The 22,017-nt window shown below is 43.5% G+C and carries 19 protein-coding genes and 1 tRNA gene; 12 read left to right on the top strand and 8 right to left on the bottom strand.

Annotation, left to right across the window (positions count from 1 at the left end; genetic code table 11):
* Nucleotides 1–5: 5 nt before the first annotated feature.
* The 4 genes from VJL_RS19840 to VJL_RS19820 all read right to left on the bottom strand — a co-directional run bounded on the left by VJL_RS19840 (nucleotide 6) and on the right by VJL_RS19820 (nucleotide 8,253).
* Nucleotides 6–1,373: an NfeD family protein gene (locus tag VJL_RS19840; RefSeq protein ID WP_038880751.1), complete on the bottom strand. Its 1,368-nt coding sequence runs from the start codon at nucleotides 1,371–1,373 to the stop codon at nucleotides 6–8.
* A 400-nt stretch (nucleotides 1,374–1,773) separates the two neighbouring features.
* Nucleotides 1,774–3,441, bottom strand: coding sequence for a response regulator (locus VJL_RS19830; RefSeq protein WP_038880748.1), 1,668 nt, complete (start codon nucleotides 3,439–3,441; stop codon nucleotides 1,774–1,776).
* Nucleotides 3,442–3,508: 67 nt separating this feature from the next.
* Nucleotides 3,509–4,651 (bottom strand): EAL domain-containing response regulator, encoded by a 1,143-nt coding sequence (locus VJL_RS19825; RefSeq protein WP_038868024.1) that lies wholly within the window; start codon nucleotides 4,649–4,651, stop codon nucleotides 3,509–3,511.
* Complete coding sequence (locus VJL_RS19820; protein WP_038880848.1) at nucleotides 4,648–8,253, bottom strand: ATP-binding protein; 3,606 nt, start codon at nucleotides 8,251–8,253, stop codon at nucleotides 4,648–4,650. Before VJL_RS19820 ends, VJL_RS19825 begins: the two co-directional genes overlap by 4 nt.
* 259 nt (nucleotides 8,254–8,512) lie before the next feature.
* On the opposite strand from VJL_RS19820, the gene VJL_RS19815 reads away from it, so the two are divergent.
* From VJL_RS19815 to VJL_RS19790, 6 genes are all read left to right on the top strand, one after another.
* On the top strand, nucleotides 8,513–9,487 hold the full coding sequence (locus VJL_RS19815; RefSeq protein ID WP_038880746.1) for a cytochrome-c peroxidase: 975 nt from the start codon (nucleotides 8,513–8,515) through the stop codon (nucleotides 9,485–9,487).
* A complete protein-coding gene (locus VJL_RS19810) occupies nucleotides 9,480–11,843 on the top strand; it encodes an ATP-binding protein (protein WP_038880744.1) in 2,364 nt (787 codons plus the stop codon). The genes VJL_RS19815 and VJL_RS19810 overlap by 8 nt, the downstream gene beginning before the upstream one ends.
* Nucleotides 11,844–11,925: 82 nt before the next feature.
* A complete protein-coding gene (locus VJL_RS19805) occupies nucleotides 11,926–12,390 on the top strand; it encodes an OsmC family protein (protein WP_038880740.1) in 465 nt (154 codons plus the stop codon).
* 253 nt (nucleotides 12,391–12,643) lie between these two features.
* On the top strand, nucleotides 12,644–13,654 hold the full coding sequence (locus tag VJL_RS19800) for a DUF2804 domain-containing protein (protein ID WP_038880737.1): 1,011 nt from the start codon (nucleotides 12,644–12,646) through the stop codon (nucleotides 13,652–13,654).
* 9 nt (nucleotides 13,655–13,663) lie between these two features.
* Nucleotides 13,664–14,521: a sterol desaturase family protein gene (locus VJL_RS19795; protein WP_038880735.1), complete on the top strand. Its 858-nt coding sequence runs from the start codon at nucleotides 13,664–13,666 to the stop codon at nucleotides 14,519–14,521.
* Between the two features lie 103 nt (nucleotides 14,522–14,624).
* A complete protein-coding gene (locus VJL_RS19790) occupies nucleotides 14,625–15,032 on the top strand; it encodes a hypothetical protein (protein WP_038880733.1) in 408 nt (135 codons plus the stop codon).
* A 185-nt stretch (nucleotides 15,033–15,217) separates the two neighbouring features.
* On the opposite strand, the gene VJL_RS19785 is transcribed toward VJL_RS19790, so the two are convergent.
* Nucleotides 15,218–15,292, bottom strand: a tRNA-Gly gene (locus VJL_RS19785).
* Nucleotides 15,293–15,605: 313 nt separating this feature from the next.
* Here VJL_RS19785 and VJL_RS19780 point away from each other — a divergent pair.
* The 3 genes from VJL_RS19780 to VJL_RS19775 all read left to right on the top strand — a co-directional run bounded on the left by VJL_RS19780 (nucleotide 15,606) and on the right by VJL_RS19775 (nucleotide 17,406).
* On the top strand, nucleotides 15,606–16,124 hold the full coding sequence (locus VJL_RS19780) for a DUF4136 domain-containing protein (RefSeq protein ID WP_038868008.1): 519 nt from the start codon (nucleotides 15,606–15,608) through the stop codon (nucleotides 16,122–16,124).
* Nucleotides 16,125–16,271: 147 nt separating this feature from the next.
* Nucleotides 16,272–16,679, top strand: coding sequence for a hypothetical protein (locus VJL_RS28110; protein WP_080774292.1), 408 nt, complete (start codon nucleotides 16,272–16,274; stop codon nucleotides 16,677–16,679).
* 49 nt (nucleotides 16,680–16,728) lie between these two features.
* Complete coding sequence (locus VJL_RS19775; RefSeq protein WP_038868006.1) at nucleotides 16,729–17,406, top strand: DedA family protein; 678 nt, start codon at nucleotides 16,729–16,731, stop codon at nucleotides 17,404–17,406.
* Between the two features lie 85 nt (nucleotides 17,407–17,491).
* Here VJL_RS19775 and VJL_RS19770 read toward each other — a convergent pair whose 3' ends face one another.
* The 3 genes from VJL_RS19770 to VJL_RS19760 all read right to left on the bottom strand — a co-directional run bounded on the left by VJL_RS19770 (nucleotide 17,492) and on the right by VJL_RS19760 (nucleotide 19,193).
* Nucleotides 17,492–17,815, bottom strand: a complete 324-nt coding sequence (locus tag VJL_RS19770; protein WP_038880731.1) for a hypothetical protein — start codon at nucleotides 17,813–17,815, stop codon at nucleotides 17,492–17,494.
* 83 nt (nucleotides 17,816–17,898) lie between these two features.
* Entirely contained in the window at nucleotides 17,899–18,372 is a 474-nt protein-coding gene (locus VJL_RS19765) for a hypothetical protein (protein ID WP_227740528.1), read from the bottom strand.
* 179 nt (nucleotides 18,373–18,551) lie between these two features.
* The gene (locus VJL_RS19760; protein WP_038868002.1) at nucleotides 18,552–19,193 is read right to left on the bottom strand and encodes a murein L,D-transpeptidase catalytic domain family protein; all 642 of its coding nucleotides are present in this window, start codon (nucleotides 19,191–19,193) and stop codon (nucleotides 18,552–18,554) included.
* A gap of 574 nt (nucleotides 19,194–19,767) precedes the next feature.
* On the opposite strand from VJL_RS19760, the gene VJL_RS19755 reads away from it, so the two are divergent.
* From VJL_RS19755 to VJL_RS19745, 3 genes are all read left to right on the top strand, one after another.
* Nucleotides 19,768–20,178 (top strand): NUDIX hydrolase, encoded by a 411-nt coding sequence (locus VJL_RS19755; RefSeq protein WP_038880845.1) that lies wholly within the window; start codon nucleotides 19,768–19,770, stop codon nucleotides 20,176–20,178.
* Nucleotides 20,179–20,366: 188 nt separating this feature from the next.
* On the top strand, nucleotides 20,367–20,984 hold the full coding sequence (locus VJL_RS19750; protein ID WP_038880729.1) for an NUDIX hydrolase: 618 nt from the start codon (nucleotides 20,367–20,369) through the stop codon (nucleotides 20,982–20,984).
* A gap of 8 nt (nucleotides 20,985–20,992) precedes the next feature.
* Entirely contained in the window at nucleotides 20,993–21,691 is a 699-nt protein-coding gene (locus VJL_RS19745) for an aspartate/glutamate racemase family protein (protein ID WP_038880727.1), read from the top strand.
* Nucleotides 21,692–22,017 lie beyond the last annotated feature (326 nt).

Raw genomic sequence — 22,017 nt, 5'->3', positions numbered from 1 at the left:
GCCTCCTATTCCTTAGGGCGGTCACTGGGTTTCACGGTTAGGGTCAACCCTTTTATGGTTACCACGGTGACGTGGTCTCCTTGTTTGAGCTGTGCATCAGCTTTGGCTTGCCACAATGCACCATCCAGTTGGACAAGCCCCGTTCCATCAACAAAATCATCGCTCACAACGGCGAGTTTACCCGGGTAGGTTTCTAGCCCAGTGGTGGCTTTTTTGCTGCGAATTTTAAGAAGCAAGCCAACGGTAATCACAATTAATCCTGCAGAGAAAACAGCGATACCGAAGATCAGCGGTAGCGCGATTTGGAAGCCGGGGATGTCGCTGTCCATTAGGAAGATTGAGCCGAGAACAAACGCAACGACGCCACCTAAGCCGAGTATGCCAAAGCTCGGGTTAAAGGCTTCAGCAATCATCAGAGCAATACCGAGTAGCAGTAACCCTAAACCAACGTAATTTACTGGCATCATTTGCAATGCGTACATGGCTAGCAATAGGCAAATCCCACCGAGCACGCCGGGCAAGCCGATGCCGGGGTTGTAAAACTCTAGAAGCAAGCCATAAATACCAATGAGCATCAGGATATAAGCCACGTTGGGGTTGGTGATCACCGCCAACATTTCCGCACGCCAGTCGGGGACGCGCTCCACCCAAGTTGGGTTATCTAACGTCAGCTTAAACGGCTTGCCGTTCACTTTGACCTCTGTGCCATTGATGGTGGTGACCAAGTCTTCGGGCGAGTTAGCTATGAAGTCGATGACGTTGAGTTCTAATGCTTCGGTGGCGTCCAAACTAGCCGCCATGCTGACCGCTTTTTCTGCCCACTCGGCATTTCTATCGTGCAATCGCGCTAAGCCTTTGATGTACGCTTTGGCATCATTAATGACTTTCTTTTCCATTGCGGTTTTGGCAGGGACTTCGTCCGAGGCTTTTTCTGTGGATTCCGGTTGTGAATCTGTTGAATCTTTACCTTCGTCTGAAGACGGCTGTTGTGGTGCGCCACCCAAGGCAACGGGAGTCGCGGCTCCTAAGTTAGTGGCTTCTGCCATCGCAGCGACATGACTGGCGAGCAGAATGTACGTGCCTGCGCTGGCTGCCCGAGAGCCTGATGGACCAACCCAAGTTGCAATGGGTACGGAAGAGGTGGTGATGGCGTGAATGATGTCCCTCATTGAACTATCAAGCCCGCCCGGTGTGTCCATTTTTAGGATGACGAGGTCAACGCCGTTTTGTTGAGCTTCTTCAATCTCTCGCGACAGATAATCGCTCAGGGCAGGACCAATCGCACCTTTTACAGGCAATACCCAAACGGTGTTCGCTAGCGCTTGGCTGGCAAACAAGAGTAGGGGAAGAAGCCACAATCGTATCTGTTTCATACAGCCCTCCTTGTGTTACCACTGGGACTTATTGAAAACACTATTTAAAGTATAGATACGAGTAGACAAGAGAATAGATTTATCCGTCGCCTCCAAATGTATGAGCAAATGTACAAGGGTGAGGCTTAAGCTGTGATACACACTTTCTCACGTAATCTGGGTTTTCATGCGTTGTGGTTCGTAAGAAAACCAGTAAACTGCGAGGAATCAACGACACTCAGACAAGAAGGTAAGTGGGAAGTTATGATGTTAATTGCGATTCGATTGGTGAAGCTTGCCGTTATCTGTGCAGTGTTCTTCACTATCTACGATTTGATTGCGTTCGGTGAGGTGACTTGGATTAACCGTTTCTTCAATCTGTAATCCGAAATGAAAGGGGCATCGCGCCCCTTTTTGCTGTCTAATTTGTCAGTTCTGGCTGTGAAGGTGGTGTGTTCACCACGGACATCTGCTGACATCGATCTTGAGCTAGGAAAAGAAACTTGTCGTAACCGCTTCTTTCTAGTTCTTCGCTAGAGACAAGTTGTTTAACGATGTTATCGCACTTCTTGATTAGGATTTCGACTTGCAGTGCGTTCTTATTGGTTGGCCATGCACGAGTCAGCACCTTGATGATGTTGATACACACAGTACGCAGTAAAGGGCAGTGTGCTTGTAACTCAATCAAGGCATCAATGAGAGATTGATAATCTTGTTCTGCCGCGCGGATCTTTTTGTATTGTTCCTGCATCCACGCCTGTCGCTCAACATTGTCCGCTTCTAATGAGCGGCCAAGCGTAATTTTACTCGACAAAATGGTATCACTAGAATCGGTTTGTAAGTTCTCAAAACACCATGTGATTGCATGAGTAAACTCGGATTCAAAGTTCATTTCATGTAATAGCCACGCGAGATGAAACTGTGCGTAAAAATGCGCGAATGGTTTACGGTGATATAAATCACTGAGCACTTTAAACGCTGCTACATATTGGTTCTCTTCAATCGCGATATGTGCCGCAATCAAATCCAATTCATTTTTTAATGCTTTATTTTTCGGCCCAGACATGACGGATTTGAACAAGTTCTTTGCTTGAGCCAATAAGTCTTCTCTTCCCTCGAGTTTGCGTGCGCAATAAAGAAGGATTCGAATCAGGTTTAACTTTGCGTAGGTATTGTTTCTGTAAGTATCTTTGTTGATTTCCATGTATACATGGTAATGCATTAGAGCAGAATGATAGTCATGCTCAGCTAAGCATAAATTCACGATGACAAGTTCGCGTTCCGAGTTCCCCTCAACCAAACTGCTTGCAAGCTCCAAATGTTTGATCGCAGTTGGCACCTCACGGTTAAGCATTGTGTAGTTTGCTGCACATTCGCGGACTTCAACGTTGTTCGGAGACTCCTCTAACAAGGCGAGTACTATTCTTTTTGCCTCGTCTGCTTCACCCAGCGCAACCATGGTATTTGCCAAGCCAATCTTTGCCCAATTCACGTCTTTACGCTCAATCACTCGTTCGTAAACGTGTTTGGCTTCTTGGTGTAGTTTGAGGCGTGTTAGAAAGTCAGCACGAAACTTCTCAATAATGAAGAAATATTCGGGATTAAATGGTGTTAACTCATCGCAGGCCTCTAACCCTGAGCGAGCATCGTTTTTGAGTTCAGCCTCATAGAGTGCGCGCAAAGTGACTTTACGCTTTATTGCGGCTGAAATACGTTCTCTAAGCGTTATGGAATTAAAAGGTTTGAGCAGGTATTCGTCGGGTTTAAGCTCAATGATGGCACGCACGATAGTGGCAGAGCTCTCACCAGTAACAAGGATAAACACCGTGTCATGGTTCAGCAATTTGAGGTGTTTTAGCTCTTCGAAAAGCTGCTTGCCATTCATACCCCGACCGAAGTTGTAATCACAAATAATGAGATCGATGTGCTCTTTGTGCGCAATCGAAATTGCCCCTCTTGCTAAGCGTGCTGTGAAGATACGTTTATCCGAAAAGCCAAGTTTAGTCAGCATGTTACGAAGAGTAAGGACGACAATAGGTGCATCGTCAACGATCAGGATATTGTATTCAGAGAAAGATTTACTGCTCATTTCTTTATGTAATCGTCTAATGGTTTAAACAAAGCTGCTGGTTCGTCAGCAGCAATGAACAAAGGCGTTATACAAGCTTCTTTAAGGCTTCAAGTGGTATCGCTTTAGAAGCGACAAATCCCTGATACAAGTCCACTCCTAATTGATTCAAGTAGTGCAAGGTATCTTCGTCTTCGACCCCTTCTGCAACCGATTTTAAGCCCAATGACTTCGCCAGTTGAAGGCTTGAAATGGTCAATTGTTGGCTCTTGAAATTGGACAAAGAATTGCTGATAAATTGTCGATCAATTTTGAGCTCGGTGTACGGCAAGACCGCCAACTGACTTAATGATGAATAACCCGTCCCAAAATCATCAATAGCTAAACCAACGCCACGTAAACGTAAATTAGCGAGGTTGGCCAATGAGATCACACCTGAGTCGTAAACTTCATCTTCCGTCAGTTCCAAGGTGATGCGTTCAGGGGCAACGCCATAGTCAGTACATAAAGCAAAAAAGCGTTCACTCATAGGCTCTCTGAGTGATTTCTGGTTCATGTTGACCGATAAATGAATCGCTTTACCCAAATGTGCGATATCACGTAGTGCTTCTTGAAGCACGAGCCAAAATAGACGATCGAGTTCGTTGCGTTGGTTTATTTGATCCAAAAATGCAACAGGGGCAAGCAAGCCATGCACCGGATGATGGCAGCGAACCAAGGCTTCTACACCAACCAGCGTGTTGTCGTCTGTGGTGTATTGAGGTTGGTAATAGTTTTCAAACCAACCGTTATTAAAAGCCTGCTCAATCTCTTCATTATTGAGTTGAATCTGAGGTCGCTTTACTTCCGATTGCTGCATCTGTTTTTGAAATGCAGTTACAATCTCGTGTAACTGTTCAAAAGAGATGGGTTTGGTCATGGCACGCACAAATACGTAATTGGCGGATAAACACATGTTGTAAGTGATCTCGACAATGTCTTTGCTCATCGCACTTAATATCACCACACCCTTTGGTTTGATTTCCTCAGACAATGTTGAGAGTAAGTTGATACCATTTAAGTCGGGCAGGTCAATATCGCAAATCATTAGGTCAATGTTTCCGCCAGCACACACTTCTGACACTTTTGAACCGCTATGGACTAGGCTCACTTGTCCGTCAACTAAGCGGTTTGCCAAAATCTTTAAATTTGTTGCTTGTAAAATGTCGTCTTCAACAATCAACACGTTCATTTATTGCTCTCACAAAGCGTTAGCCATTGTTTAGTGATGGCTACAATCGAATTCATTTCTTGCAGAAGGGCATGTTTCGCCTGTACCTCCTGCGGTGTGCCAATTAACGTTTCACACTGTTTGGCCAAGTTTTGTAGCGGGTTGAGATTTAATGCTGCCGCCGAGCCTTTAATACGATGCGCTACTGATTTTAAGCTTTCTTTGCCTGATTCAATCAGCTCGATGTCGCTAGATAGTGCATCACAAACCACTTGAGCCATTTCGATACTCTCTTCTTGGTTATAAGCACTTAGCCACGCGCTTCTTGCTTCTTCTGTGATTTCCAATGCCAAATATTGTTCACACAAGTCACGTAGGTCATCCAAGCTATAAGGTTTGAATAATACTTCTTCTATACCAAACTCTCTTGCTCGTTCCACGACATTCCTTGAGTTTTCCGCGGTACAAGCGATGACAGGGATATGTTTCAGCGAGTTGTTTTGTTTGAGTGTTTGAGTTAACTGATAGCCGTCCATTTCTGGCATATGGCAATCAGTGATGATCAAACTGACTGGCGTTTGTTGTGTATCATCGTGAATGGCACAAAGCTGTCGTAACGCTTCTGTACCGCTTTTCGCTACATCACAGGCAATCCCAAGTCGTTCAAACTGTCTTTTGAAAAGTAATCGGTTGATCACATCATCATCAACGACAAAAACTCGTCCCTTCCAGTCTTGTCCTGGCCGCTCTTCAAGGGCGTCGTAAACCATCGAACTCGTGTCCAGCTTTTGGTGAATCAAGTCGGGGTAGATGCTGCTGTAGTTTGAATCAGCTTTGATCTCGTGATGTCGCATTTCAAATTCATCCAAGGTGACTTGCCAACACTCTAGCCATTTCTGAATGTACGCATTTTCAGTGTAAACAGGGCCAAGTCCGGTTAATTCAAGTGCCTCGCTTTTCAGTGGTAGTTGGATATATACCGTTGTTCCAATTTCGGGTTGGCTCTCTACTTCGATATGTCCGGCCATTATCTTGACTAAGCTGTATACGATAGACATACCAAGCCCTGTTCCACCGAAGCGACGACTGACACTTTTGTCTCCTTGAACAAAAGGTTGGAAAAGAGAAGCCAACTGACTGTCATTCATTCCGCAGCCACTGTCGGAAACCGACAACTTCAACGCGTCTTGTTCAATATTTAAACTGACCGTGATGTGGCCCTGTTCAGTGAATTTGACTGCATTGCTTAGCAAGTTGTTCATAATTTGATTGACGCGCAACCAATCAAGCTCAACAAAAGCATACGGGCTTGGCGTCCATTTCACATGGAATGCTAGGTCTTTTTGTTCTACGACTTTTTCAAAGCTGCGCAACATTGGCCCAAGTTCTTGGTAACTGTTTCCGACTTGAATGTCTAACTGCAACTGGTCTGCATCGATTTTTGAAAAGTCCAAAATATCGTTCACATGCAACTTTAAACGCTCAGCCGATAGCATGGCGTTCCTAAGCAATTCCTTGCTTTCTCGTCGTTTTAACTCGGGTTCTAGGAGCTCCATTAAGCCCAACATTGCTGCAATTGGCGTTCTTAGCTCATGGCTTACGACGGCGAGGAAATGATCTCGTGCTTCAATCGCTTGCATTGCTTTGATGTTTGATTCTTTAAGCGCGCACTGTTTTTGTTTTAACTCAGTAATATCGTCAAATACCGTCATTTGATATTGCACCCCATCATACGGATGAATTAGGTGTTGGCGACGAACCCTGAAGTGCTGTTTCCCCAATTGAAAAACAGGCGTGCCTGACGCATCTGACAATGGGTATTCCTTGTCTTTTAACTGCTTCAAAAAGTAAGCGCGTTCAGGCTCCGCAATGCTGATGTCTGAATTACAACGATTAAGCATATTAAGGAACGGCTTATTCGCCAGTACCTGTTTATGGTCGTCGTCAGAAATCAAAATCATATTTGGGATATGGTCCAGAACCGAAGACAGCCATTGGTTTTGACGTTGTCGGATTTGGGTCTCATATTCCTTGCGGCGAATCTTTCGCGTGAGTTCGCCAGTTCTGACGATGTAAATGATCGCGGCAAGCAGCAAAACACATGTGCCAACCAGCGCCCAAATCGCTACGATTTCTTTGTCAAAACCGTAATTCACTGTCACCTTGTTATGGCGATCTTTCAATTGCTCCAACTCTGCGTCTGTGGTGATCTTTAAGACGGTATTTAAGACTCGACGCAGAAATTCTGAGTCTTTTCGTAACTCCATGCCTAGTTTTATCTTTAGTTGAATATCGATGGGCGGCGTTGCAGCTTTGAACTTGACCCCTTGTCCTTCATAAAAATGATTGTCGATTAAGTTTTGATTGACGAAGGCGTGCGAAACCTCACCATTTTCGAAGGCTTCCATTAGGTAATCGAAATCACGATACACAGATGAATACTCATAAGAGGAGTAATCTAAAAAGTGCGGATAAAAATTACCTGAGCGGTCCAAAATCGCAACAGCATCACGTGCGTACGAATTGAGTGACTCAATATAGCCGTATTGTAGAAAGCCCAAGGATCTTGTCGTGATAAAGCGCTTCTTGTCGGTTAACGCAATATTACGAGCAGGGAGTAAATCGACGATACGTTCCTCCAACATCAAATCCACATCACGACCGTTAGGTGGAACATACTCAAATTTAATCATGCTCTTTTGCTCCATTAACTTTAGCAAATCATGAACATAGCCTTTAATTTGACCTGTTTCCGGATCTAGATAAGAAAGGTGATAGACATTATCTTGGATCGTGTAACGAACCGTCTGATGACCTTGCTGCTGTTCTAGAATATCGAGCATTAATTCGTTGTGTAGAATATTGATATTGGCTTCGATATGAACCCGGCTGTGTTTAGACTCTTTGGAGTGTGAAATATACTTGGAAACGATCGACATCAACTGTTTAGACTGTTTCGCCGTAAAGATCGTAACTTGTCCGGGCGCCAAAGCGCTATCGTAAACCACTTTTCCGATCAGTTCGCCTTTAGGGTTTTTAAATCCATAAGAGTTTAAGGTCGATAAACCAACCACTGCAGCATCGGCTGCGCCAGTATTCAAAGATGTAGTCATCATCATGGTATTACGAACCGTATGAACGTGTTCGAATCCCAAAGCTTCGATTTGGTCGCAAGCGCTGGAGTCTTTTACACATACCCACTTTAATTCGTGTAGAGGTTTACTCTCTAGTTCGATGTCTCTGAGCCAAACCAAGCGAAGGGTTTGGAAAATCGGGGCAGAATACAAAAAGCGCTCGGCACGTTTTTTAGTTGCGACAAAGCCAACAGTGAGATCGATATCTCCTGCTTCTAGCGCATCGAACAAAGCATTAAGGGTTCGGTAGGGAACGTACTCGGCTTCCACATTCAAATCATGCGTCATGGTTTCTGCATATTCGATGTTGATGCCTTCTTTTGAATCAAGATCGCCCCAATAAGGCAGCCAATCGCCTTCTAAAACGCCGACTTTTATTCGTTGTTGAGTTTCGAGAAACTTCCTGTCTTCCAGAGTAAGGAAATCACTGCCTAATGCACTGAACGATAGGGTAAAAAGTAACATTGCAATCGATGCGATTTTTTTCACTATTTTTGTGTGTCCGATCACGAAATTCAAACCGAAAGGGGAACGGATAGTATAGGTTTTCACCAAATCCATCCAATCAAGGTTGTTTATCTTGTCGACAACGCACGCTTGATACTGCCTAACAGGTAAGTAAAGGTATTGGGGGTACAAACAATCAATGGGTTATGAGGGCAGGCTCAATATCCCTATCTCTAGTAATGGAAAAAAACGGAAAAGCAACTAAGTTCATATTAAGGGGCTGGGTAAGGATACTCTTAATATGTATAAAAGGCTTACCACTAAAGGGGTGTGTGGATGTTTATTAGCATTAATCAGCGCTTCATTTTATGCGGGCGGGACGTTAGCTAAACAAGACTTACAATTGGTGAAGCCGATTGAGGGAGAGCCGAGTATCGATATGGATTTTGCTCGTGTTGGTTGGCAGCTTTTTCGTGATCCAAAGCTCTCTTCTAATGGTCAAATCAGTTGTGAAACTTGTCATGATTTACAAACGAATGGCGCGGAACCGAGTGCGGTTTCAACTGGTGTAAACGGTTTAGGTATTCGCAATTCTATTACTGTATTTAATGCGTCTCTTAATTATCGCTTTTTATGGGACGGTACCGCTAATTCACTCATGGCGCAAATCGATGGGCCGGTATTAAACCCGCTAGAAATGGACTCGACTTGGAAGGACATTGAGCAATACGTGAAAAGTGATTCAACCTACAACGCATTGTTTAAACGGGCGGATGGGCGAGAGATTACCATACGAAACATCAAAGGAGCGATTGTTGAGTTCCTGAAAGCTTTACAAACTCCTAGCTCGCCTTTTGATTCTTATCTACTAGGTTATTCCCATGCCCTTGATGAGCAGGAAATTCGAGGATGGCAAACTTTCCAAGAAGTAGGATGTGTGCAATGCCACCAAGGTAAAAACGTCGGTGGTGCGATGATTCAACGGTTTACTTACTTCCAAACGCCAGATGTTGATTTAGACACAGGACGTCGTTTAAGGACGACAGATGGAGAAGACAAGTTCTATTTCCGTGTTGCGAGCTTGCGAAACGTCGGCCAAACCAGCCCTTATTTCCACAATGGCAAAGTCGACAAACTCTCCGATGCTATTCAGATTATGTCTCAAACTCAGTTAGGCGTGACCATGAGTGATGAAAAGGTGGCAGACATCGAAGCGTTTCTCATTGCATTAACCGCCCCAAGGCCTTCGATTTTGGAGGTGTTTGAAAATGAGTAAGTTCAGAATACTTAACGTACTACTTTTTGTGATCATTGCCGTCATGATGGTATTAGCGTACATGACTCATGTGAACTCCAAAAATACTCAAGTTCTACATGCTTCTTTGTCTGAGATTGGTCATCACTTAATTGAAGAGCGGGACACGGTCGTTAATCGTTACCAGACCAGCTCAAGGAAGGACTACGAGATTACGCAAAATCTCGTCGAGTTGGAACTTGCCGCGGAGCAATTGGGTGAAGATTTTGAACAATCTATTTGGTTTAATTTCACCTCAACAAAGAACAGAGTCAAAAATATCCTTGTTCAGTTTGATGGAAAAGTGCGTGAGGCCACCCAGACACTGGATATGTTGATAGGGGTTCAGGTCGCCAATCAATATGAACTGCTGGCGCTACACAACATTTATAAGGATCAATTCGGGGCGGATACTCAGGACGTTTGGCTTGAAGAACACTACTTTGACTTTCTTACTAATGCTGCGTTGCAAGGGGACAACCCAGAAAGTCAGAACATATCGTTATTTTTGAATCGTCTACGTCAAAGTGAACGTAAGATTGAGTTGCTGACCAACAAAATATTAGAAGGTCACTATTTTGAATTTGTTGAGTATTCCGAGCATCAACTGTTGGAATTTGTTCAGCGTGAAGCACGTTTGACGTGGTTTCTTGTCTTGCTCTCTATCGTCTTACTCGTGGCGGTGTTTGTGCTGCAAACTCAACACCGTGTGAATAAGCTCAAACATCTCAATGATGATTTAACGGAAGCGACAGATAAAGCGGAACGTGCAGCAAAAGCTAAATCACAATTCTTGGCAACCATGAGTCATGAGTTGAGAACGCCGATGAATGGTGTTTTAGGAATATCTCAGATCATCGCGAGCGAGACTCAAGAGCCTAAGACCAAAGAGCACGTTCAGGTCATTCTTGACTCTGGCCAGCACTTAATGACCATTCTGAATGATATTTTGGACTTTTCCAAAGTAGAAGAGAATAAGCTGGATTTGGAAGAGGCTCCTTTTAATCTGTCGCAAGTTTTAACACCAGTATGCAGTGCAATCCAGCCTCTAATTGAAGAAAAGAACATACAGCTGTTTATTGAAAATGAAGTGCCCGATCAGGTCGAATTTCAAGGTGACTGTGCCCGTATTCGCCAAATCTTATTTAATTTGGCGGGTAATGCGGTGAAGTTTACTCATGACGGACACGTATTGATTCGTTCAGAGCTGGATCAAGAAAGAAGGCGTCTGGTGCTCTCTGTGAACGATACGGGCATAGGTATTCCCGCAGACAAGCAAGATCGCATCTTCAACTCCTTCGAGCAAGCCGATACGTCTACCACTCGTAAGTTTGGTGGTACAGGCCTTGGTTTAGCGATTGTGAAAAAAATCACCGAACTTATGGGCGGTGAAGTCAAAATCAAGAGCGTTGAGGGAATAGGCACCCAATTCCTTGTTGATATTCCCATTCCCTGGGAAGAAAAGTCGGAATTCCAACCAGAGCAAGCGAAGGAGGAGTCGAAGGGAGAGAGCAAAAGCAACCTTCGTATATTGTTGGCGGAAGACAATCGGGTTAATGCGATTGTCGCAAAAGGCTTTTGTGAGAAGTTAGGGCATACGGTAGAAATCGCTGAAAACGGTTTAATAGCCACGAAGAAAGCACAAGAAAACCAGTATGACCTGATCTTGATGGACAATCATATGCCAGAAATGAATGGTATCGAAGCCACGCGTTTCATCCGAGAAAATCTAGGGGTGAGGACTTTACTGTTTGCTTACACCGCCGATGTATTTAGAGAGGCTCATGATAACTTTATTGAAGCCGGTGCTGACCATGTATTAACCAAGCCGTTGCAACGTGAGAGCTTTACGGATGCGTTGAAGCAGTTTTCTTCACGTTTACCTGTTCAAACAATTGGGGAGGCTGAACAATCCGAGAATGTCGTTCAACTGCATCGCGAGCCAATCGAAAAGCTGCGCTTAACAGAGGAAGAGCTTACCCACTCAGATACGATTGAGATCTTGAGAGAGGAGCCTGAAGCGCTGATGGATTTGTTGAAAAGCATCGTTTGCGATTTTGAAGCCGCCGTTGATGAGCTAATTGAGTTCTTTATGGTCGAAGATTTAGATTCACTTCATAGTACCTTACATACAACGAAAGGCATGGCATTGAACCTAGGGCTTGATACCTTGGCAAATCAAGCATTAGAAATTGAAACGCAGGTAAAGAATCGACAAACCCCTGAGATTGAACAGTTGCAAAAACTGATTAACCGGCTGCAGGTCAATGTTCATCAAGGTCAACGTTTGATTGAAAAATCGAGATCGCAAATCAATGATTCCAACCAGGTGATATGAATACTTTATGCACCCCTCATTTAGGTTGTGACTGAATCTATGAGTATGTTTTACTGAGGACTCTTGATTACAAGGAGCCGTTATGAGCCAGCACACCGCACGAATTAAATGGCAGCGCAATGTTGATGAAATCTTCAGTGACAACCAGTACAGCCGTGCCCATATATGGGAGTTTGATGGAGGATTACAAGTACCCGCGTCTCCCTCTCCTCATGTTGTCCCTTTACCGTTTTCGGTAGAAGAGAATGTTGATCCAGAAGAAGCTTTCATTGCCGCACTTTCGAGTTGCCACATGCTGGTCTTTCTTTCTGTAGCGGCAAAGCGTCGTTATGTGGTGGATGCTTATATCGATGAAGCGATGGGTGAGCTTGCTGTTGGCGAAAATGGCAAGGAATGGGTTTCCAAAGTGGTGCTTAAACCAAAAGTCGTATTTTTAGGTGAGAAACAACCAACACGCGAGCAGCTAGAAAAAATGCATCATATGGCACACGAGCATTGTTTTATTGCGAACTCGGTGAAAACGGAAGTGACGACTGAAATCATTTAAAACACTCAATGCCGCGATACTCTCTCGTCATTTCAGTTCAAAATGAAAGAGTGCCGAAATAGCTTTGCTTTTCGTCGCTTTTGATTTAGCTGAAAGCTCTAATAAACGGTATTTTATGCTCGATATGAGTGACTGGTTTCACATTTTAGCTCATTTGAAGCCGAGAACTGAACCAATGTTGTGCAGTGGCGCAAACTGTTTATTGTTAAATTAATGTTAATATTGAATGGTGTGTCATTGATTAATAGCGAGCATGGATGTGCAAACGCCTTTGAATCCCTTTATTCAAGCGAATGGATTACCTCAATTTGGTCATTTAGCATCGATTCCCGAATCACTTCAGTTGGGTTCGTTTCAATATCTTAATGAGATGGACCAGCCTGCATCGAATTGGCGAAAGCGATTCGACTATAAACAGTTCCAGTTCGTCTCGATCGTGACAGAGAAATACATCATTGGTGTGGCGATTGCCGATATTCGCTATTTGGCATCTGGCTTTTGCTATGTGTTTAACGCAGAAACCCATGAACTGGTGGAGCAGCAGTGGCTAAAGCCGCTCAACATGGGCTATCAAACACAGCCTTCAAGTTGGAACAGTCAAGCCTATCTCGCTAATGATGCCATTCAATTCAAGATTGAAAATGGACTCTGGCACATACAGCTTTCAACAGACCTTATTCAAGCTGACTTGAGGTTAAAACCTGAGTCAGAAAGCTTGCCTTTGATGCTCTGCACACCAACCGCGTATTCAGGTTGGACCTACACCCAAAAACACAACGTGCTCGCTGTCCAAGGTGAAATGAGTGTGAAAGGGCAACCACAAGATCTAACCAACGCAGTCGCTGGGTATGACTTCTCTGCTGGGTATATGCGGCGGGAAACCAGTTGGCGATGGGCGAGCATTAATCATCACAGTGAAGACAAACGGATAGGGCTGAACTTTGCTGCTGGAGTTAACGAAACCGGGTATTGTGAAAACGTGATTTGGATTGATGGTGAACGGCATTTGATGCCACCTGTACAATTCGATTTTTTTCGCATGCATCAAGAAGCGTCATGGCGAATTACGTCACAAGACCAGCGCGTCGACTTGATCTTCAAACCTAAAAATCAGCGCTCAGAGAAAAAGAATTTCTGGTTTTTGAAGAGTAACTTTCGTCAGTTTGTCGGCTACTTTTCTGGCTATTTGATTGATGGCAATGGCATTAAACACGAACTTGATGAGGTGATGGGACTCACCGAAGATCACTACGCGAAGTGGTAGGAAGAGACGATGGAATGGTCACGAATTACTGAACACCCTGATTTATTATTGATGCTGCTCGCACCGATCTTTCTCCTTTGCATTGCCGCAGAGTATTGGATTGGGCAGCGAGGGGGTAAGTTACATGAAAGCGCACGCTACTATTTGCCTGAAGTTGTATGTAACTTTGTCCTTGCAAGTCTGCACCAAGCTACTGATATTCTGACTGGGTTGCTGATCGCTAAGCTCTATCTTTGGTGGTTTGGTTGGCGGTTATTTGATATCGAAATGACGGTATCGACGTTTTTACTTTTAATGGTCTTGCAAGACTTTTTCTATTACTGGTTCCACCGAGCAAGTCATCGTATCCGTTGGATGTGGGCGGCACACGTGGTGCACCACAGTTCAGAGCGCATGAACTTCAGTACCGCATTTCGTCAAAGCCTGATGTACCCATTGGCCGGCATGTGGTTGTTTTGGGTGCCACTGGTCATTATTGGTTTTGATCCTAAGTGGGTAGTGTTTGTTGTTCTGCTTAATCTCGGTCTGCAATTCTTTGTTCATACCCAGTCGATTCGTTCTCTTGGTCCTTTAGAATGGGTCTTCAATACGCCATCTCATCACCGTGTTCATCATGGTGTGAATCGTCAATATATCGATAAAAATTACGCTGGCGTGCTGATCATCTGGGATCGCATGTTTGGTACATTCGAGCCAGAAGTTGAAACGGTTCGTTATGGCATCTCAAAACCTGTTAACAGCTTTAATCCTATTACCGTGACGTTTGCGGAATGGAAAGACATGTTCAAAGAAGTGACTCGTCCTAATTTATCTTGGCGTCAGCGTTGGCGGTGTTTGTTTGCGCCTCCGTCTGACACCCTGGAATAGCCGTTTCTTATGATTAACTAAACGCCATACTATTTATTCTTGACAGTGTTCGGTAATGTTGTTTTAATGCGTACGGTGTTTTGTAAGTTTTAAGGAACGGACGGTGACATTTAATCGAGTTTTCTCAATTGTAACGATGACCGCCGCTATGCTCGGCTCTGGGTACACATACGCAGCAACTGCTTTTAGTGCCGAACAGCTGTGTAAAGCAGGGTTAGCACTGGCGATAGATAAGCAGCCCCGCGGGATTAAAACGGCGGGAACGTCAGGTCATCGTATTTTGCTGGCTTTGAAAAATGGTAAAAATGATTGGGATTACCGCTGCACGGTAAATCGTCAAAATCGTACGTTAAAGATTGACGCTAAAGACTTGAAGCGAAATGACGAATACCTCGCTCAAGCAATACGTTATCGCGTCAATGAAGGGAAGCGATCGGTCGAAGTCACCATGAAGAAACGCGCTGGTGGCGGGCTGAAAAACGACACGTTCACGACACTTCAGTTGGATTAACCCCAAAGATATGGGGAACATTATAACGAAGACACGCCCCTGTATTTTGCAGGGGCTTTTTTATGCCTGCAGTTTTAGGTAGCAAATACAAGAGATCGATTACAGCCGCAGCATGATAGCAGTGAAGTACGAATTTAAAGGATAGTTTTGGAAATTTGAGAAAAAGACTAGCTTAAGGGAAAGCTTGGAGCGGGCAGCGGGAATCGAACCCGCATCATCAGCTTGGAAGGCTGAGGTAATAGCCATTATACGATGCCCGCGCATCGATAGGACAGTTCCAATATGCCACATTAACGACAAAAGAAAAGTCTTTTTTGATCAATTGGTTGCTCAATGCGTAAATAACTCTCAAATTGCCTATAAAGCGTTCGATTTGTTGCTTTTACAGTCGTGGCGGAGCGCTCTTCTTAAACTCAATCGGGCAGAATTTTCGTCTGTTCTCGCTTTCTATTGTTTCTCGAATTTGAACACTTGGCAATCATGGTCAAGACTAAATGTTGAAATGATTCAATTTTTTCCCAGTTGCAATAAATGAAGGCCGATAAATACGGCAAAATAGAGAGGAGAATGAGTATGTGGAAAGGTTTATTGGCGGCGTCTTTCGTGTTTATGATAACGGCCTGTACAACCGTGACGACCGACGTCGATAAACAAGCGGATTTTTCATCCTACAAAACGTTTGATTTTGGAGAACAATCAGAGGCTCCAACAAGCCTAGATGCTCGTCGTATTGAGCAAGGTCTTGCTTCTCAATTGGAAGCGAAAGGGCTATCACAAGTAAAAAATGGTGGTGACCTTTATGTGCACCACGACATCATCAAAGAATCGGAGCTCGTTTCTTCTGGTTCCTCTTTCAGTGTGGGTTACGGCTGGAACAGTTTTGGCGTTGTAACCTCAAGTCCTGAGCGTTACAAAGAAAAGAAGTATGGCAAGTTAGTGGTGGAGTTAGTCGATACCAAAGCGAATCAAGTGGTATGGAAAGGGGTATCAAGCCGTAAACTTACGGAGTCGATGAGCACTGAAAAACGTGAAGAATTGATTTCGGAAGAAGTGACAAAAATGTTTGAAAATTACCCGTATGGTAAAGATTAAGCGACTATTAAATAAAGGTTAAATGGACATCAAATTGCCCTAGCAAAGGTTTGCAAAACTCTCTTTTTATTATCGATTGAGAATTTAGATTGCAAATTGGCACGCATGGAGTTAAAACAGCGTATCGTTGTGGTTTAGGTGAATTCTGTGCGTGCTTATCTAGTCTGTGTGTTAGGGCTTTTTGTTGCGCTGATGGCTTTTGAATTGAGTCAGGAACAACCGTCACCAAAACTTTCCCATGCGATTGCTTTTACTTCTTCTCTTACCAAAGGCGAAGCCCATCTTGAGGAAGTCCCTTTCTCTCCAAGGCGCAAAGTTACGGCAAGTTTACTCAGCCGCAATGCATTGCGAGTTAATCATTCTAATTCGACCACAGATAATGATGAGCTCGATGTATTGCCCGCGCGTTGGTTAACGGTATCGACAGAGTCTACGAATCGTTTTCTTTCGGCCTTTGTTTCCCCAATCCTACGAACTATTTATCCTCGTTCAAAGTATCGAATTGGAGGTCGGCAAGAATCGAACCTGATTTACCGCTTCATGCATGCGAGGTAGTGCCTAATCGTCTGTTTTCGCAAATTCGTTATGATGTTTAGGAGTATTTATGTTTGATTCAATTGTTCAGGTGTTACTTGCGCTTTGGCACCAAGATTTCACGGCTTTAATGGCCCCAGGCAGTGCAGGGCTGATTTACTTTGTTGTTGCAGCACTTATTTTCTTAGAAAGTGGCTTTATTCCAGCCGCTCCATTTCCATGTGATAGCGTGGTGGTTTTGTCCGGCACGTTAGCTGCGGTAGGTGTGTTAGATCCTGTCGTCATTATGCTAGTGATTGTTGTTAGTGCGGCAATGGGCAGTTGGGCGGCCTACCTGCAAGGAAAGTGGTTAAATCGCTTGCCGAAAGTACAGGGGTGGGTGAATGCTGTGCCAGCGAAACGTTTGGAACAAGTTGACGTGCTCTTAGGTAAACACGGATTGATTGCACTGTTTTGTGCACGTTTTATTCCTGTAGTTCGCTCTTTACTTCCATTGATGATGGGGCTTCGCGTGAATCGCGTGAGTAAATTCCATTACTTTGCATGGCTGAGTGCCATCTTGTGGACGTTGTTACTATGTGGTTTGGGGTTGCTGTTGCCATTACTACCAGAAAAGCTCAACAAGATTGTGACGATGGGTTTAATGGCTGCTCCTGTGATTACATTGACCATCGCTATCATGAGTTTTGTGTTGGTAAAAGTTCGCAAGGCTTGGAGCAAATCAAAAACAACTCCACAACTGCCATAATTGTTCTGGTAAGAAATTTGAAAAGCAAAAAAGGCGCTATCACAGCGCCTTTTTCTGTATTTACATTGTTTGCAACGAGCGCGAATCAGTAACCGATATTGTAAAGGTATTCGCCTGCTTCCTTACACTCAGTTTTGTAGAACTGTTCCATCTTCGTTTCATCCATGCCTTGTGCTTTGAACTCAGTCTCCGCAGAAGAAAGTTGGCTGAATGTATAGCCGCGCTCAGCCATGAGATAGTGTCTAAACATCGCTCTATGCTCTGGCACGGCATTACGAGCATTCGAAGCGTTCGCACATTCTAGAAGCGCTTCATTAGTCATTTGTTCTGGTTTTGATGTCTCACTTGCTGATGTTGTGAATGAAGCAAGTGCTAAAGCCATAGCGGCGGTGATTGCGAATCTTTTCATTGTAAGGATCTCGAGTTAATTCAATGGATAGATGAGATCATCCTTGGCTAACACTGACGCATTCCTTCTTTAAGTCAGTGAAGTCAAACGGCGAGCATAGATTCGCGGCCGTGTTTGAAAACGTACAATAAGTTTGCTTGTTTCCACCCTGATAGGTGAAAAGGAAGTTTGCCGTCTAAAGCATTATCATCTGGGAGAGGCGTTGCTTTTAATGCGATAGCCAACAACGGCGGAGACAAAAACGCGACGAGTAAGTGGTAGTCAGGTTTGATGTTTAATGGCAACTCACCGTCATCGCCCGAATTTCTTCGACAAGGCAATAGCCCAAGAAAATCACGTTTTAAAAAGCGAAAGTAACCGTCTTTCCCCCAGGAACTATCGCTATGCTTTTCAAGAAAAGGAGCTTTTAGCGATGCGTAATCTTGCTGACTGAGCTTAGCGAGTTTTTGTGATGTATTGAAATTCTGAGTCGAAATATCATGTGCGTGTGCGGCAACCATTTGCCCTGAGAATAGAGCAAGTGACAATAACAGCATAAGACGAAACAGATGACGCAAAACGAACCCTAAAACCTCACCAAAACGAAACCTAATGGACCTAGTGCTACTGCTAAAGGGGACCGCACGAGGTCAATGATTGCGTATACTAACCAGATGCTGAGAAGATGAACAGTTTTTTATGACCTTCAAGAAAGGGAGCGAATCCGCTCCCTTTCTTGAAGGTAGATAAACAACGACTAAGCACTTGCGTAAATGACGCTGCCGCCTTTAATGGTATCGATGATTTTGCGTGAGAGTTTCTGTGGTAGGGCTGGACATCCCCAACTGCGGCCAAGATACCCATTCTTTTGGATAAAAGAAGGGTTCGCATAGTCTGCGCCATGAACCACAATGTAGCGCTCACGTGCTTTATCGTTCACGCCTGATGTCAATCCGTCAAGACGAAGTGAGTAACCGTTAGAGCCATAATAAGTCGTGTCAGTTAAGAATGTACCCAAAGACGTCTTACGAGAGTTTACGACGTTCGAAAATTTGGTTGCTGTTTTCTTACCGCTGTTCACTCCATGAGAGACATAGGTGTTGAAGATCAGCTTCATTTTATCTAAGTCGACCACATAAAAGCGCTTTTCAGTAGATGGTTTACTGTAGTCGATAATAGTAAGAAGCGATTTCTTACGATCTGGGGTTTTCTTGTAAGCCAAAAATGCATCATTGAATAATTTGTAATCAATGACTCCGCTTAGATTGGCCTGCTTATAGGCTTTTTCAACCAGTTGTTGAGTGGCTTTAGTTTCTGTTTTTGTGCCAGAGTGATGAGCAAAGGCAAATGGCGAAACAGAGAGCGATGTCCATATCAATAATAAAAATAGCTTTTTCATTTGTACTAAATAAAACTCTTGGTGTAGCAAATTCAGCGATTGCGTCTTGCAATCGTTAATACAGCATGCACATCAATTTAATTCTATTCTCAACGTTTCCTATTATGCGTAGTGACACGTATTACCGAACCATTTTTGGTATTTGGTAGAGTTCCGCCAACTAACTCGCTGATATTAATCAACATTGAGAGGTTAATCGATGACTTTAAAAATCTTCAAGACAAATACTAGCCGATTTAGGTAATTAATAAAACTGTGTTTACCGTGATTTACTAAGCAGTGGTGCTAATAAAACGTCGTTTAATTATAAATGAAATAAAAATACCGTTTGAATTCAATGTATTTATTTCATACTTAGCATTGTGCAAAAATTTTTTAGACTGTGATCCTAGTCGTAACAAATCATTACCCAACTACAGACAATTGATAGATTAAGCGAATACTTAACTCCGCATATTCAACTATACGTGCAGCTAGGTTGTTGTATGTGGTCAATTTATTGAGTATTGCTGTTCACATCATCGGAATGATTTATGTTAGTTTGCTAAAAAACGGTTATCAAAGGACGATGAAGATGGAAGTTCATGAGTGTGTCTCATTTATCTTAGTTAAGGGCAAACAAGTGTTGCTGGAAACTAGAGCAAAGGATAAGGAATCTGACCCTGGGGCAATAGCGATACCCGGTGGCCATATGGAGTTAAACGAAACCCGACAACAAACATTGTTTAGAGAATTGCAAGAAGAACTCAACATCAAGCCACTTCAATTTGGTTATTTATGCTCTTTATATCACCCAACTACAGAACTGCAATTGATTCACTATTATGTGGTGACCAATTGGCAAGGTGATATTCAGAGTTTAGAAGCGGAGTCTGTTAACTGGTATCCAATAATAAATGCACCAGTCTCGACGGAAGTCGATCGCGTCGCATTAAGTGAATATCTTCGATTAAATACAGCGCTAAGAACGATGTTTAATAAATGAAGTTCCATAAATAATAATTGTGACGAGTAATAATATTTTTGATTGAATTGTAAATATCGAAAATATTCGAATTATCTAGTAAACAAAATATAGTGGATAAATACTTTGCGAAAACTTGATCAAAAATAAACTTTGCTTTCAGTTGGTTATGCTAGTTTCTGCAAAGGTAAGTTGAAAAAGGGATGTGTATGTCGAAGTGGTTAGATTGGGCAAAGCAACTACAAGCAATTGCTCAAGCAGGGGAAGCATACAGTAAAGATGCTTACGATCTAGAACGATTCAAAATAGTCGAAGACATCGCTCATCAGATGTTTGCTGACATCAGCGATAAGTCCGTTGCCGATATTCAAAACTTATTTATCCCTGAAACGGGCTATCCAACACCCAAAGTCGACCTACGTGCTGGGGTGATAAAAGACGGCAAGATACTTCTCGTAAAAGAGCGCGAAGACGGAGGGTGGACATTACCTGGTGGTTGGGCTGATGTTTGTGAAACTCCAAGTAGTGGGGTGGTGCGCGAAGTGCTGGAGGAATCTGGCCTCGTGGTTGCAAGACCGAAACTGATTGCGATTCGAGACAGAGCGATGCATGACTATCAGCCGCCTTATCCATTCCACATCTATAAGATGTTCTTTTTGTGTGAATACGTTTCTGGTGAACCTAAAGAGAACATTGAAGTTTCGGAAATCGATTTCTTCGCGCAGCATAAGATTCCACCACTTTCACAAAGCCGAGTTTTACCAAGAGATATTGAAATGGTCTTTGATGCTTTTTACAGTGAAGATTTTCAAGTACACGTCGATTAAGGAAGAAAATGAAAACGATAGGCCTAATTGGTGGTATGTCATGGGAGTCTACCGCGAACTATTACCAAATCATTAACCGTGAAGTGAAAGCGTGTCTAGGTGGGTTACATTCAGGAAAAGTCTGTTTGTACAGTGTCGATTTCGCCGAAATTGAAACGCTTCAACATCAAGGTCGATGGGACGACACGGTTACGATTCTCTCGCAAGCAGCAAAATCGGTGGAAGCAGGCGGTGCGGACTTCATTCTGATTTGTACTAATACCATGCATAAAGTCGCGGACCAAATTCAGCAAGCTGTCAATGTACCGCTTGTTCATATTGCAGATGCGACCGCTGAGAATCTGGTGGCGGATGGCATTAAGAAGGTTGGTTTGCTTGGTACGCGTTTTACCATGGAGCAAGACTTTTATAAGCAGCGACTCATCGATAAATTTGGTGTTGATGTTGTCGTTCCAAGTTCAGATGACCAAACGATTGTTCATGAGGTTATCTATAACGAGCTGTGCAAAGGAGAAGTGCGTGAGGATTCTCGTCAACAGTATCTCGCTATTATCGATAAGTTAGTTGAAGAGGGCGCTGAAGCGGTCATTCTTGGTTGTACTGAGATTGCGATGTTAGTTGAACCTCAACACACAGACGTTAAGCTTTACGATACAAAAGAGATTCACGCTAAGGCCGCGGTAGAAGCTGCGCTGAATGAAGCGTAATTTTCTACAGAATTGATCGACAGGATTAAATTGCTCAGGGAAGAGTTATGAATTATCGATGCGGACAATGTCGCCAGTTTACGAGACAGAAGAGCAGTGCTGATGTTTGCGGTGCTTGGGGTCATCCAACGGATGCGAACCGTGCAGCTTGCGATTATTTTATGCCGACGATTCGGGTTAAAGATCGAGTTGTTTCTCCTTTAAAAAGTAAAAATGGCTAAGTCGTTCTCATTAATTGAGAATTTCTTAATCAACCAGTATTAGTTGATTGATGCAAACGATTGCCACCTTGGGAATGTATTGTATAATTTGCGTCGCGTCACATT

The sequence above is a fragment of the Vibrio jasicida CAIM 1864 = LMG 25398 genome (assembly GCF_000400365.1).
Classification (GTDB): Bacteria; Pseudomonadota; Gammaproteobacteria; order Enterobacterales; family Vibrionaceae; genus Vibrio; species Vibrio jasicida.
This window is presented reverse-complemented; position numbering and strand designations above follow the sequence as displayed.